The 13046-nt window shown below is 39.5% G+C and carries 16 protein-coding genes and 1 other RNA gene; 7 read left to right on the top strand and 10 right to left on the bottom strand.

Annotated elements, in window-relative coordinates:
- Positions 1 to 556: 556 nt before the first annotated feature.
- The 4 genes from rnpB to VHO47_04200 all read left to right on the top strand — a co-directional run bounded on the left by rnpB (position 557) and on the right by VHO47_04200 (position 2836).
- An RNA gene (rnpB, locus tag VHO47_04185) (RNase P RNA component class A) lies at positions 557 to 898 on the top strand.
- Positions 899 to 921: 23 nt separating this feature from the next.
- The gene (locus VHO47_04190; protein ID HEX2978290.1) at positions 922 to 1620 is read left to right on the top strand and encodes a PASTA domain-containing protein; all 699 of its coding nucleotides are present in this window, start codon (positions 922 to 924) and stop codon (positions 1618 to 1620) included.
- Positions 1621 to 1680: 60 nt separating this feature from the next.
- Entirely contained in the window at positions 1681 to 2199 is a 519-nt protein-coding gene (locus VHO47_04195) for a hypothetical protein (GenBank protein ID HEX2978291.1), read from the top strand.
- Between the two features lie 64 nt (positions 2200 to 2263).
- Positions 2264 to 2836 carry a hypothetical protein gene (locus VHO47_04200; protein ID HEX2978292.1) on the top strand — a complete coding sequence of 191 codons (573 nt, stop codon included), beginning with the start codon at positions 2264 to 2266 and terminating at the stop codon, positions 2834 to 2836.
- Between the two features lie 41 nt (positions 2837 to 2877).
- On the opposite strand, the gene VHO47_04205 is transcribed toward VHO47_04200, so the two are convergent.
- From VHO47_04205 to VHO47_04215, 3 genes are read right to left on the bottom strand one after another with little or no spacing between them, the layout of a single operon-like run.
- Positions 2878 to 3885, bottom strand: a complete 1008-nt coding sequence (locus VHO47_04205) for an NAD(P)H-dependent glycerol-3-phosphate dehydrogenase (GenBank protein HEX2978293.1) — start codon at positions 3883 to 3885, stop codon at positions 2878 to 2880.
- Positions 3882 to 4568, bottom strand: coding sequence for a polyprenyl diphosphate synthase (gene uppS, locus VHO47_04210; protein ID HEX2978294.1), 687 nt, complete (start codon positions 4566 to 4568; stop codon positions 3882 to 3884). Before uppS ends, VHO47_04205 begins: the two co-directional genes overlap by 4 nt.
- Positions 4568 to 5227 carry a hypothetical protein gene (locus VHO47_04215; GenBank protein HEX2978295.1) on the bottom strand — a complete coding sequence of 220 codons (660 nt, stop codon included), beginning with the start codon at positions 5225 to 5227 and terminating at the stop codon, positions 4568 to 4570. Before VHO47_04215 ends, uppS begins: the two co-directional genes overlap by 1 nt.
- Before the next feature lie 97 nt (positions 5228 to 5324).
- Between VHO47_04215 and VHO47_04220 the strand changes: the two genes are divergently transcribed.
- Positions 5325 to 6002, top strand: coding sequence for an HAD family phosphatase (locus VHO47_04220; protein ID HEX2978296.1), 678 nt, complete (start codon positions 5325 to 5327; stop codon positions 6000 to 6002).
- Here VHO47_04220 and VHO47_04225 read toward each other — a convergent pair.
- The 3 genes from VHO47_04225 to VHO47_04235 form a co-directional block, all read right to left on the bottom strand.
- On the bottom strand, positions 5978 to 6622 hold the full coding sequence (locus tag VHO47_04225; GenBank protein ID HEX2978297.1) for an LOG family protein: 645 nt from the start codon (positions 6620 to 6622) through the stop codon (positions 5978 to 5980). The two genes, VHO47_04220 and VHO47_04225, sit on opposite strands and share 25 nt — an antisense overlap.
- 8 nt (positions 6623 to 6630) lie before the next feature.
- A complete protein-coding gene (locus VHO47_04230) occupies positions 6631 to 7332 on the bottom strand; it encodes a TIGR00730 family Rossman fold protein (GenBank protein HEX2978298.1) in 702 nt (233 codons plus the stop codon).
- A gap of 67 nt (positions 7333 to 7399) precedes the next feature.
- The gene (locus VHO47_04235) at positions 7400 to 8560 is read right to left on the bottom strand and encodes an FAD-dependent oxidoreductase (GenBank protein ID HEX2978299.1); all 1161 of its coding nucleotides are present in this window, start codon (positions 8558 to 8560) and stop codon (positions 7400 to 7402) included.
- 134 nt (positions 8561 to 8694) lie between these two features.
- On the opposite strand from VHO47_04235, the gene VHO47_04240 reads away from it, so the two are divergent.
- Both VHO47_04240 and VHO47_04245 read left to right on the top strand, forming a co-directional pair.
- A complete protein-coding gene (locus VHO47_04240; GenBank protein ID HEX2978300.1) occupies positions 8695 to 9093 on the top strand; it encodes a hypothetical protein in 399 nt (132 codons plus the stop codon).
- A gap of 386 nt (positions 9094 to 9479) precedes the next feature.
- Positions 9480 to 10160 carry a TVP38/TMEM64 family protein gene (locus tag VHO47_04245; protein HEX2978301.1) on the top strand — a complete coding sequence of 227 codons (681 nt, stop codon included), beginning with the start codon at positions 9480 to 9482 and terminating at the stop codon, positions 10158 to 10160.
- Here VHO47_04245 and VHO47_04250 read toward each other — a convergent pair.
- The 4 genes from VHO47_04250 to VHO47_04265 all read right to left on the bottom strand — a co-directional run bounded on the left by VHO47_04250 (position 10157) and on the right by VHO47_04265 (position 13043).
- A complete protein-coding gene (locus tag VHO47_04250) occupies positions 10157 to 10804 on the bottom strand; it encodes a hypothetical protein (protein ID HEX2978302.1) in 648 nt (215 codons plus the stop codon). The two genes, VHO47_04245 and VHO47_04250, sit on opposite strands and share 4 nt — an antisense overlap.
- A 195-nt stretch (positions 10805 to 10999) precedes the next feature.
- On the bottom strand, positions 11000 to 11815 hold the full coding sequence (locus VHO47_04255; protein HEX2978303.1) for a hypothetical protein: 816 nt from the start codon (positions 11813 to 11815) through the stop codon (positions 11000 to 11002).
- Between the two features lie 75 nt (positions 11816 to 11890).
- Complete coding sequence (locus tag VHO47_04260) at positions 11891 to 12406, bottom strand: MauE/DoxX family redox-associated membrane protein (protein HEX2978304.1); 516 nt, start codon at positions 12404 to 12406, stop codon at positions 11891 to 11893.
- Between the two features lie 31 nt (positions 12407 to 12437).
- Positions 12438 to 13043: a hypothetical protein gene (locus VHO47_04265; GenBank protein HEX2978305.1), complete on the bottom strand. Its 606-nt coding sequence runs from the start codon at positions 13041 to 13043 to the stop codon at positions 12438 to 12440.
- Positions 13044 to 13046: the final 3 nt, after the last annotated feature.

The following is a 13046-nucleotide window of genomic DNA, read 5'->3' on the forward strand; positions in this document are numbered from 1 at the left end:
AATCAACTCCTAAAAATAACGGTATCCTTATTATTTCGTATAAAAGTTACTTGAATAAGGTGGTTTGTCAATATAATATCTCGATGGAGTCAATTTTTTAACGGAGGACCCAAATTGAATATTATTTGCACACCCAATATATATGTAATTCTGCCCGTATTTTTTTTTGCCGATCTATCTGTCGCTTATTTTTTCTCCTATCCTTACCTGCAATTATTATGGTCACTCTTTTCCGTTGCGCTTTTTGCTACAAATTCTCTACCAACCTTGTGCTCATTGCTAGGATTTCTCTATCTTGAATATTTTTCTTATATTTCGTGTGCACAAGAAAGCGTAAACGTTATTGCATACGCTACCTTATGGATCGTGCCCCTTCTGCCTTTTTTGAATTATAGGGTAGACCTCTTTTCGTACCTATTTTTTTTCTGCTCGCTCGTTATCGCCCATTTTTTACAAAATCCCTCTTGGATAATAACTCCGAGCGAGATATCCTGTACCATTATTCAGATTTTTGCTAATCTGTTATTGATTCGGATACTTTTGAAATATAAAAATTAAAGGCAATCTAGACAATCGCTTTCCCCTATAAAAAAGGGAAAGAGGAAAGTCCGGACTCCTAACGAAAAAGCACCTTAGAAACTAAGGGGGGCGTAAGCCCATGGAAAGTGCCACAGAAAATAACCGCCTTTTTGTATAAAAAAGGTAAGGGTGAAAACGTGCGGTAAGAGCGCACGCGTTATTCTAGTGATAGCATAGCGAGGCAAACCCTGCTTGGAGCAAGACACAATAGGCACGAACGGTATTCGTTCCGGTTTTAACGTGCGGGTACGTCGCATAGATAAATGATTGTCATTCGCGTAAGCGAAAACAGAATCTGGCTTACTGATTGCCTTTAACTTTTTTCTTAAAAGCACAACCACATTGAAAATTAACTCTTTCTTTTGGATAATTCCCTTCTTAAGTTTTATGGCTGGTTATTGCATTCTTTATGTTCGCTATGCTCAACAACAAATACCAGTTCCAGCACTTATTGGTACCACTATTCATAGTGCATCGCTTATTCTTGCTGAAAATCAACTTAATTTGCGTGTTTTGGCACGAAAAGAGGACAACGATTTACCCGAAGGAACAATCGTAAATCAAACGCCTCAAGCTGGCCAATTGACCCGTCTTAACCAACCTGTTTTTTGCGTTGTCTCAAAACAATCAACGCTCATGCAAACACCTGATTGCATTGGAAAATCTATGTATGAAATTGATCAACTCGCAAAGAAAAATTCATTGTTATTGACCATCTATGAAATTCCTAGTTTGCAACCAGCGGGTTCATGCATCGGCCAAATTCCTGCAGCAAATACCGATTTAACAAACCGAAAACTAATGGTATATAGTACGGCACCCGTAAACAAAGAATTTATTTTCCCCGATATCAGGGGCAAAAGAATTGCTGATCTTATTTCCTTTATCGAGGAAAATAATTTCAAAGTAGAAATCATCCACGATCGTGAGAAAGCCTTTGCACACGATTGTTCAAAATGCATCGTTCGCGAACAGCGCCCTCTTTCTGGCACAATTATGAATCAAAAAAGCTATATTCCGGTTCAGCTCTTGGTTGAATAACCGAAATCCTTTGTTATACTGAGCTCGAATTCCATATATTTTTTTTCTCAAGGAGAATTTATGAAAAAACAAATCTCACTTTACGCTTTTGCGTTGGTTTCATCTCTTGCGCAAGCAGATTGCTCAACATGCCCTGCTGCTGAATCTACTTCAATGAGAGAAATGGCTAACAAAATTGAAGGCATTGAGTTCAGATTTTCTGTAAGCAGAAAGCCCGGATGTGATGAGGCAAATTGGAATCGCATTGTTGGCATGGCCAGCGATTGCATTATGATGTGCCAAACACAAGCTGATCAAACAAATATTATGCCTGAAGTTTCAAACGTAATGTGCCAAATTGCTGATTGCTGCAAAATGGATAAAAACATCGAAGGTAATTTATCTATCGGCGCATTTACTGATTCTGAAGAAGCAACACGCCAAGTGGCAATGGACGAAGAATGCACTACGTGCGAATCAACATGCCAAGATGGCGTTTGCCCAGCAGTAAAAAATGAAGAAGTTTGCTGCGATCAAGTATGTGAAAAAGATGCTTGTGCAGAAAATTGTGTAGCTACAGATATGCAAATGGCTGCTTAATCGCTTTTAAAAAAACACTATCTTAAGGGACGGCATTCGCTGTCCCTTATTTTTTAGGAGATCAATGAATTCAAAAAACCTAATCGTTATTTTAATAATCGGACAGAGCTTTATCGCCTCTTGCAATAATCAACCGCATCAGAATTTTCAACCAGTAGCACACATTCCTGGACTACAAATTTTCCAAGGAATCGCTGCGCAAAATGAAACAATCAGGGTAGAGGATGGAACTGTCAAAGGAATTTTGGTGGTTCCAGGTGAAACGCAAAAAAAGGGGCTCGCACTTATCGCAAAAATTAATAAAAATAAATCTGCGTCAGAAAAATTACTGGCTGCTTATGTAGCTTATTTGCAAGAAATCGATCTTGTTCCAGATACTGAACAACTTTCAGCGCTAGAATTAATGCTCAACTCTGCCGCGATTCAAGCGCTCACTTTCCTAAATCTTCAACACCGGAAAGAACAGCAGCTCATTGAAATTGTAAAAAAAAATAATACTGATACTGCAAAAATTTCAGAAATCGAAGAGTATAATAATCAAAAACTTGCAGAACTCACCCTATTTCTCAATCAAACAAGAGATCTACTCAAAGAGCACTTCTTTCCTAAGTTTGAAGCTGCAAAAAATAATAAGTGATAGTAAAAATAAAGAGGCGTGTGTTACATGCCTCTTTTACATTAATTTTTAATAACGCACTCTTGCTCGAGCGGTCTTTTCATGAGCTCATTTAGTAAATCATCGATTTTTTTTGTTCCGATAATTATCTGATACACGCCTTTACATACTGGCAAATCCAAAGAAAACTCTTCAATGAGTTGATTAATCGAAGCAGCGGTGTTCACACCTTCGGGAATGTATCCTGTTTGTTCAAGAATGCGCTGAATTGTTTGCCCACTGCCGATTCGTTTTCCAACTTCGCGATTGCGGCTACGCTCTCCCATTGCGGTAAGAACTAAATCACCAACGCCAGAAAGTCCAAATACTGTTTCAGGCCTTCCGCCACGCAACTGACAAATGAGCATCATTTCATGCAATCCGCGCGTAAGAATAAAAGATTTTACGTTATCTGAGTAACCTGCTCCATCAAGCATGCCGATTGCAAGTGCAATAACATTTTTGAGTGCGCCGCCAATTTGTACACCAATAAGATCGAGCGATAAATAGGGCCTAAAAAAATCGTTGCTCAACATTTTTTGCAATTCTAAACCAAAATCACAATCGGTGGTAGCGAGCGTTACTGCTGTTATTTGCTCAGTAGCAACATCCCCGGCAAAACTGGGGCCAACGAGTACAGCTTTATGTGCAACCGGTCCTAAGACGTCATCCAGCATTTGGGTTGGCAATAATAATGTTTTGTTTTCAATACCCTTAGAAAGAACAATCCATTTTTGATCTGATCGCAGGTATTTTTTGCAATTTTCCAATGTTGAACGCAAATACTGCACCGGAACTGCTTCAAATATGATCGAAGACTTATTAAATAATTCTGCTAAATCTGTTGTTGGAATAATAAAATCTGAAAGCAAAATACCAGGCAAGTAACGTGAATTAGTTTTTTTTGTCCGAATTTCCTGAGCAACTTCTTTATGATAGCACCACAAATGAACAGTGAATCCATTTTGGGCAAGCAATGTTGCGATTGCTGTTCCCCATGCTCCCTCACCAAGAACTGCTACATGCTTCATGTACCAAAATTCCTTTTGCATTCTTCAAAATTTAAGCACGCAGCTTGCAAATGATCTTCGGTAATTTCTGGCCATAAACAATCGAGGAAATAAAATTCGCTATAAGCTGCTTGATAGAGAAGAAAATTACTAATTCGTTTCGTGCCGCCAGTTCGAATAATCATATCGGGCTCAGGAATTCCAGCGGTCCACAATGAATTATTAAGCGTTTCATCCGTAATATCGTTTTCAGAAAGTTCACCGTTCTTTATTTTCTGAATTATAGATTTAACGCCGTGAACAATTTCTTGGCGCGCACCATAACAAAAAAGAAAATTTACCTGCAGGTTGTGCCCTTGATTTGTTTGCAATTCAAGATTTTCAATTGTTGCAAGCAAATGCGCCGGAAAAAGTGATCGATCCCCAATAAATCGAGCCCGCACGCCATATTTAAGAAAATCGTCGATCAGTTGAGGAGCTTTTGAAGCAAGCAAATCAAAAAGATAACTTCGTTCATGTTCAGATCGTTTAAAATTTTCAATAGAAAAGGTATAAAGCGAAAGATAGGGAATTTTCTTCTTTAAACAAAATTCGACCGCCCGCTTTGCCGCCTCAAAACCGTTCGAGTGCCCAACCAGCGAGCCCAAACCTTTTGATCGCGCCCAGCGTCGATTACCATCCATAATTATTGCCAAATGATTCATCACGCCATCGATCCTTTTAAACCAATTGCAAAACTTTTGATCTTTATTAATTTTTCACCAAACCAGTTGCCACAATAATAAATAAGCACCATACCTGAAGCGTAAATTAACCTCTCAATAATAACAATGGGCATCAATGCGGCAAACATCGGTACCGTCATCGATAAACAGTAGATCCACAAAACAGAACCAACCGCATGCGCCGTAAATGTAGTACCAAATGCCGTTAGAAAAAGAGAGCGGACAGGAATCAACTGAATAACCATGGGGATAAACCAATAACAACTATACCACCAGGCTTGAGCTCCAACCGGATGCGCCAAAAAAAGCGCTATACAAATCAGCGGAATAAGAATTTTGATCGCTCTATTTTCTGCGGACCAATAAGCAGATGCACAAATGGTTGGAATATGATATGCTAATGGTGTGAAGATAGTATCAGTGAACAACAATCCTTTCAGCAATCCCCTTAGAACTAATCCACCTATTGCCAGCGGCAATCCGCACCAAACACCGATTAAAGGTAGTACAGAATTACTCAACGAAAAAAACGCACATTGGGAACCCAAAATAGCGTTTACTTTAAAAAGGCTGACTATTTGAAGTAAAATAAAACTAAGAGCGAGCCCGAAAAGCGCTTTTGATGAAGGGCGAATCATAACTACCCCTGAGGTAACATAAAACAATGAAACATTTAAAACACATAAACGTAGTATATACACAAGACCGCTACGGGACAACACCGAAAGGGAATTCATGATAAATCGGTATAAAGCCGTCATCTTTGATTTAGATGGCACAATCGTTGATACCGAACATATTTGGAAACGAGCAACTAAGGAATTGCTCAACCATCGCGGCATTGCGGTTTCATCAGAAATCGAGCTTTTGCTGCAAGAAAAATTGAACGGCCTCGCACTCAATCAAAGTTGTACTTTTTTAAAGAACCATTTTGATTTACCTGATGCGCTCGCAGTACTTACGGAAGAAAAAGCGCTACGCGCAAACCAATTGTATGTGCACGAAGTGCGGTTCGTTCAAGGATTTTTAAGTTTTCACGGTGACGTGATTAAACATAATCTAAAGACGGGCGTGGCGACTAATGCACACGACGAAACGGTAGCGATCACCGATCGAGCGCTTGGCCTTTCGAAACTTTTTGGTGAACATATTTATCCAATATCGCGCGTCAGTAACAAAGGAAAACCTGATCCAGCGATCTATTTGCATGCGGCCGAAAAACTCGGGATGAGCCCGAAAGACTGCATCGCTATTGAGGATTCGGCGCACGGTTTGGCGGCAGCAAAAAGTGCCGGGATGTTCTGCATCGGTATAAATACAGCAAAACGCAGGTCACAACTTGAGCAAGCACATCATATTATTGAAGGATACGAAGAACTTAGTTTGCCTCATATCTTGAAACGTGTATCGTAAATGAGGTCAACTGCTTCGCGCACATCGTCTGTAATCGTCAGCACATCGGCCAAATCTGAACGAATGTACGACTGATTACACCCCTGGCTGTACCAAGCTACCAAAGGCTTCCAGTAGTGGGTGCCAATAAGAATAACCGGCACGCGCGGTATAATTGAAAATTTAATAGTATTTAATGTATCAGCAAGCTCATCCAAAGTGCCTATGCCACCAGGAAAAATAATAAAAGCGGCCGAATATCGAATGAGCAGCCATTTGCGTGCGGCAAATGAAGGCATAGCCACAAAGTTTGCATCGCAGGCTAAATGAAAATGATCATCTACGCCCCGAACACCGATGCCAAGCGCACTCCCTTTTTTATCTTTTTCCTTTTGAAAACCACAAAGCGACGCCTCCATGATTCCCGGACCCCCACCAGTTAATAATGAAAAATCACGAATTGCCAAAAGAGATCCGCATTTGAACGCTTGCCCATAAGGTTCATCTTTCTTATGCATTTCCTTACCGCCAAATATCGTTACAATAGGCTGCGGCATGCGTATGACTTTCAACCATCCGTACCAAAACATCGGACTTGTAATCCAACGCGAAGCGACAACAGGAACTCTTTTATTTTTCACCCATTCCCCTATTTCTTTTTCAGCAAATCCGCACATTCTTGGCATGCATGCTGCAAAAGCTTAACAGCTTCATCAAGATCATCGGTCACCCTAATATAATTAAGCTGCTCCTGCCTAATCAAATTCTCTCTGAGGCTATAATCTTTGAGCCAACATAAAAATGGTTTCCAATATTCTGTACCGATGAGAACAACGGGAGCTACAGATAATTTTTTTGTCTCCATTAATGTTAATATTTCAGTTAATTCTTCCAACGTTCCAAATCCCCCGGGAAAAACTGCAAATGCGACCGAGTAATTAATTAATAAATATTTACGCGCAAAAAAATAGTCAGTCACAACATAATCGTCCATCACGCACTCATTCAACGGCTCAGAATCGGACAAGCCACTAACGAGTACCCCGAGCGTTCTAGCGCGTGAAGAATCTGGAATTTCTGCGCGAGCGCCGCAGGTCGCTGCTTGCATAATACCTGGTCCGCCTCCTGTAATAACCGATATTCCAAGCTCGACTAATTTATGTGCTAGGAGATGCGCTTGGCGTGCATAGATCGTATCTTGCTCAAGGCGAGATCCCCCGAAAACGGTGACAATAGGTTGCGGTAATTTTGATATTTTCCAGACCCCATAGATAAGTTGAAAGGTTGTTCGAAGAGATCCCTTGAGCAAGACGCCGTAGGTATACAAAAAACGTTTAAGCCCTGCAAACATGATTCCTCACCTTTAAAAACATGAGGCGTTGCAAAACAGCAACGCCTCATTCTTTCTGCAAATTAAACTAGAGTACATCGATCATGAATAATGATTCAAACGAAGCGAATCTGCTCATCACCGCTTTTTTGGTCATCCATTCAGGAACAACACGCTGCGCATATTCCATAAAAAAACGTAACCCGACTCGATATTCGGTGCTTCCATCTGGATAAGCATATTTTTCCGGAAATGCGATACCTATTCCAAATAAGCGCGGTGCTATGATTCCCGATATATCATCATAAATGAGTTCTGTTTTACCGTTGATAGGAGGCAATTGATTCGGTTCGTAACCAACAGCATAGATGATCTTATTGCAGATCGGTAACCAAGCATTAAGAGACTCTGGCGTATTAAAAATTCGTACTAAATTAGCTGGCGGATTTTTTTCCAGAACATTTTTTGCCCACTCTGCGGTTGTTCCTTTCAACCCAGCTTGCTGATGCTCAACCCATGTACCATGATCGATAACATAAACGAGCGGATTTTTATAAAAATTCACGATTCTTCCAACCGGCAACTCAGACAGAAATTTCAGAATGAGCATAGCCGAGTGAGCACTGCCAACTACTGCCACCGTGTCTGTGCTGTGTACATGCTGTGCCAAAAACGATTTGTTAAGCGCAAGATCCAATGAAATTTTATGCTCAACAGGATAGTCGAGCTCTTTAGGATGCGAACCGGTAGCAAGCACAACATAACGGGATTCAAAGTGACTCGTTTCGGTAGCTACATGCCACGTTTCATTATCAAAATGAAGCGATTTTATTTTCCCATGTATTGCGTGAACTTTTGATTTCAAACATTCGGTAATTTTCCTCAAAGGATCAATAATAACGTGCAGCGGGTACGCAGCTGTTAATTCAAGCTTTTTCAACTCATCAAGTGCTTCGGGCGCGCATTCCTGAAATGTATTGCATGCACTCAAATAGTCGATGTACATCTTTGTTGTAGCGTTTCCAGGTACCGTGTAATAATATTGGCCAAGTCGGCCTACATCAAATTCAGGATCGATCCAAGCAATCTTATCAGGATCAACCCCCAAATCAATAAGCAATCCAACTACCGCAAGGCCTGCTGGTCCTGCACCCACGATAGTCCAAAGAGGCTGAAAATCCACCGCATGGGATAACGTAGTTATAAAAAAAAATGAATTTAATAGCGCGATTTTTATCAGTTTTTTCATCGCCGGCTCCTTTTAATAGTAAATCGATTTCACTTTACCGCAGAGTCCCAATAAAATACAAGATGCTCAGCGCTTCCAAGTAATTGACGAACGAAGCTTTCTTGAATTATGGTAAACAAAAAAAGGAGTAGATCATGCCAAAGCTTACAGAACAATCAAAAGAAATTTTAAATAATACTATTGTTGAATGTGAAAATTGTATCACAGCATGCCAAGATCTCGTTGATATGTGCAGCACCAGCAACGGACCGGAATGCGCCGAGGCAGTTGGAAAAGCTGTTAAACAATGGTCAATTACTATTGAAACATGCAATCAAACGATCGCATGGTGCAAACAAGAACTCAAAGATGGCTCGTTTGCTGGTCGTTCTCTTTACGATAATTGTATGCAAATCTGCCACGATGTGGTCGATAGTTGTAAAAAATGTATCGAAGAATGCCGTACTGGCAACGAAGGCTGCATGAATGCCACTCTTGATTGCATAGCAAAATGCGATGAAGCTGCAGAATGTTGCGATGAAATAATTGAATAATAAATAGGGCGTCGTTGATATATCGGTCAGCCGTTCGCCCGGCAGGCCAGAAGCAAACGCCGATTAAAAAAACGGAAACGAAATAGATCTAGGACTTGTATTTGATGGACCATGCACTTTGATGAAGACTCTCTGTCATCTTTTTACTATATTATGCAGTTTGTTACACTTATAAATGAACAAGATATTTTGTTTAAAAAGAAGTTGCAAAATACTGGCCAGGCAGTTATTTTTTCGGGCCACTTCTGAGCTGGACACGAGCAAATTTCCTAATGGAAGGAAGTTTTCAAGTGCCTATCGCACAAAATAGATATGGATTGCAACGCCTCTTTGATTTTCGAGCTGCGTTTACGTGTGAAATAAAATTTTAACATTTTGAAAAGAATATGATCATTTCAAAACAAAAAAAAATTACTCTTCTTCTTCTTCTCCTTTTGATGAGCTTTTCAGTCTACTTTGCACAACATTCATCCTATTTAAGTTTTGCATGTTTTAATGAAGTCAAAGAAGAGCTTCTATTACATGTACAAAATAGCCAAACCAAAGCAAGCATCATCTATATATTGCTTTATATTGTGGTTACGGTTCTCACGCCCAGCGCTGCCATGTTTGCTCTTGCCGGTGGTTTTTTATTCGGGGTTTTAAAAGCAACAGCTTTTATTATTATTGGCGCAACCGTAAGCGGATCTCTCGCATTTTTTGCAACACGCTATCTATTGGGAGAGCAGGTGCAAAGAAGCTATTCTGCTCAGCTAAAAAAATTTAATGATGAATTAAAACAATACGGGAGCTACTACTTTCTGATGGTGCGCATTATTCCTATTTTTCCATTTTTCTTGATTAATATCATTGCTGGTCTTACAACGATTTCATTCAGCACCTTTGCATGGACGACCGCTCTCGGTATTATTCCTGGAACAATGATTTATACCTATGCTGGGCGCCAACTGTGCACTATAAACTCACCGCGTGATATTTTATCGCCACATCTTTTTGCAGCGCTTTTTTGCTTAGGTTTACTAGCTTTAGTTCCTGTGCTTCTTAAAAAGCGGAAAAATTTACGCTAGGTATCCTTCGTTCTGTCTTGGTTACTCGGGTAAACCCCGCTGCTTCCATATTCACTGCTACTTGAATCAATATTTTCAAGCTCGCTCTGTTTAGGATTATCCAATCTGTTTCTGAATTGATCCAATTTAACAGCCAATAGCATATTTTCTTTCGCGATGCTCATCTGATTCTTGCAATAAAGCTCTCGTCCAATTGCTTTTTTAATATCCCAGCAACCAGAAAGAGCCAATTTCCATGAAGAAAATCCAAGCCCTAGGGTGCACGCAGAAGCTTTCAAGATTTCTATATTATTTGTTCTGTTAGCAAATATCTCGTTCAACATTTTTTTTGAATCGTATACAATTAAACTGATTAAACCTATTGCTACACCCACCTGAAAACTGCCCAGTAATAAACCTCGGATTTGGTAAGAGCTCTTTTTTTCTAACTTTTCGCTCATTTCCTTATCAATGAGAAGTTTTTTAATTTCAGCCCCATTTTTAATTACATCACTAAATCCCGGATTATTGGCGAATCCTATCTTAATAGCCTCAAATGTTTTGCGAGTACTCCAAAGTTCTTCGAATTGTTTATTCTTCAAAGTCAGTGTATCAATCCTGAATAATTCAGCTACGCCTTTTGCAATCGGCTTATTTTCGCTCAATGCGCATAATATGTTAACCGATGGAACAGTTAAATTTTTTGTCGTTACTACGGTTTCCATTCCAAAGATGTGCGTCATTATATTGATAACGAAAAAAAACCATATAAGTAGTACGCACATGGTTCTCCCCCAAAAGCGGGCCCATATCAGATTTCTATGGGCCATTTGGCATCAGTTGTTAGCTAACTTTTTTCTTTAAATATGATTAACGGTGTTTTTCGCTTCATTAATCGTTGCTGTTTTCTTATTTCTTTGCCCTTTTGGTGTTTTCAGGTTAGGATTCGCTTTGCGCATCCCGCTCATAAACTTGCCTATCTCGCTAAAGAAAATCTCATTATCACGAGCAATTAATTTTTCGAGCTCAAGCTCTTTTGCTAGATTTGCTCCCTTTTTTACATTGTAAAAGCCATTTTTCAATCCCCATAATGAGCCCGAACATAGCATTACGTATGCTGAAGCTTTCATGGTTCCTAAATGAGCTGTTTGCGCTGTAAATAAAGACTCTTTTTCAATCAATCCGCCATTGATCATATTTTTTATATCATAGGCAAGAAGAGCAAGACAACCCATACCGACTATTGCCTGCGCAAAACCTGCTCCTAGATAACTGCCCTTCACACGCAAAGGATTTTCTAACAACGCCGCTTCTTCTTTTTCGATTTCGTCTTTTTTATCCGCGGCACATCTTGCAGCCTCTTCACATGTTTTTCTATATGCTCTCATTCTTTTATACAGAACTTTATTATTCTCATTGCTTATATCCCCCTTGAAGCCCCATTGTTCTTCTAACATTGTTCTAGCCGGCTCGTTTGCCACAACCTTACTACTTATTGCATGTGAGAGACCACACGAGCGAGATGCTAAGTAGGCTGATTCATCTGGTGTGTTTAGATCAGAAACTTCGAGTTGCTCTTGTTTTGTGTCTGGCACTTGCGGCGCTTCCATCGCAAAAAAATTACCCGATACCAATCCGGCACAAAGTGCCATTATAAAAAGAATTTTTTTCATCATTGACTCCTTTTGGTTTTTTTCACCTTAACCAACCGATCAATGATGATTCAAGAAATTGATATCGATGTAGAAATTTTAGCGATAATAATAAATAAGCATCACGAGCGCCATAATTGCCATCGAAAGATCTTCTAGAAGCGTAACGTAGGTCATGGGTATTTTAAAAACTGCGCCAAGACACGCGCATATTATTTCTTTATGCTGCGCGAGTTCGTAAGCAACGCCAATACTTCCCACGCTCATGAGAAAAAGAGTTATCGCATTAGTAGCAATGGGATAAATACCAGTGAGATACGCAATGCCCAAGCAAAATTCTATAAATGGATAGATATACGCGTAAGCGATTGATCGCTTTGCTATAAGATCATACATTGAAAATGCTTCAACAAATCCATGCAAATTGTAGATTTTAAAAAGACTAAAAACAATAAAAAAACTTCCCATAAAATCGTTCGTTGCATCAATAATGTTCCAACCGTAAATGAATCTACGCAATACTGTGAACAATAAAATAATACTTAAAATGAAAAATAATGGTGCAAACGACTTTAGTGTAATTCCTGCGGTAGGATTTGAATTATGCATCTTCATTTGTTTTTCCTTGTTTATTTTTTTGAAGAAACTACGTTCCTTTTAAGGCTTTTGTGCAACCGATTCCAACCCCCGCTAAAATCGATCCGAAAATGACAGCCCGTTTGCTCCAGCGATGATCGATAACTTTCGACTTTTTATAAATAATTACGAGGGGCTCAAACTTTCCATTATTGACCTCACCAGAAATAATCCCTCGATTTTTTATGGTATAAAAAAACGAAGTATAGTGTTGAGAAAATTTGTATGTTTTTTTTGCGTTAGTTGATCCAAAAACTTGTTTGGCAGTAATTTCTTGAATATTTTTCGAATAATCATTAATAAGTCGTTGAACATCATTTGGCAATCTATCTTTACGCGCTTTTCTACTCGGCGATAAAATGTCTGGCCGAGGAATATAAATGGTTTGTAAATCTCTTTGCACAAAAGTCATGCAGAGCCTATCGATGCCTATAGCTGATCCTGCTAGTATTGCCCCCCCAATTTCACCACCAACAACGCCGACCAAAAGTGCTAATGAATATGTTGGCAATAAAAGCATGTTCCAGCGAGAATACTTGGGAATAGCGAGTATCTGCACGTCGTACAATAAAACACCAAATAAAAAAACAATCTTGATATTTTTTTTAGGGAACATCCA

The sequence above is a fragment of the Candidatus Babeliales bacterium genome, assembly GCA_036260945.1.
GTDB lineage: Bacteria > Babelota > Babeliae > Babelales > JACPOV01 > JACPOV01.

Coding starts and splice junctions, on each gene's coding strand:
- VHO47_04195 (HEX2978291.1), top strand. CDS start 1,681: ATGAAAAAACAAATCTCACTTTACGCTTTTGCGTTGGTTTCATCTCTT.
- VHO47_04200 (HEX2978292.1), top strand. CDS start 2,264: ATGAATTCAAAAAACCTAATCGTTATTTTAATAATCGGACAGAGCTTT.
- VHO47_04205 (HEX2978293.1), bottom strand. CDS start 3,885: ATGAAGCATGTAGCAGTTCTTGGTGAGGGAGCATGGGGAACAGCAATC.
- uppS (HEX2978294.1), bottom strand. CDS start 4,568: ATGAATCATTTGGCAATAATTATGGATGGTAATCGACGCTGGGCGCGA.
- VHO47_04215 (HEX2978295.1), bottom strand. CDS start 5,227: ATGATTCGCCCTTCATCAAAAGCGCTTTTCGGGCTCGCTCTTAGTTTT.
- VHO47_04220 (HEX2978296.1), top strand. CDS start 5,325: ATGATAAATCGGTATAAAGCCGTCATCTTTGATTTAGATGGCACAATC.
- VHO47_04230 (HEX2978298.1), bottom strand. CDS start 7,332: ATGTTTGCAGGGCTTAAACGTTTTTTGTATACCTACGGCGTCTTGCTC.
- VHO47_04235 (HEX2978299.1), bottom strand. CDS start 8,560: ATGAAAAAACTGATAAAAATCGCGCTATTAAATTCATTTTTTTTTATA.
- VHO47_04240 (HEX2978300.1), top strand. CDS start 8,695: ATGCCAAAGCTTACAGAACAATCAAAAGAAATTTTAAATAATACTATT.
- VHO47_04245 (HEX2978301.1), top strand. CDS start 9,480: ATGATCATTTCAAAACAAAAAAAAATTACTCTTCTTCTTCTTCTCCTT.
- VHO47_04255 (HEX2978303.1), bottom strand. CDS start 11,815: ATGATGAAAAAAATTCTTTTTATAATGGCACTTTGTGCCGGATTGGTA.
- VHO47_04260 (HEX2978304.1), bottom strand. CDS start 12,406: ATGAAGATGCATAATTCAAATCCTACCGCAGGAATTACACTAAAGTCG.
- VHO47_04265 (HEX2978305.1), bottom strand. CDS start 13,043: ATGTTCCCTAAAAAAAATATCAAGATTGTTTTTTTATTTGGTGTTTTA.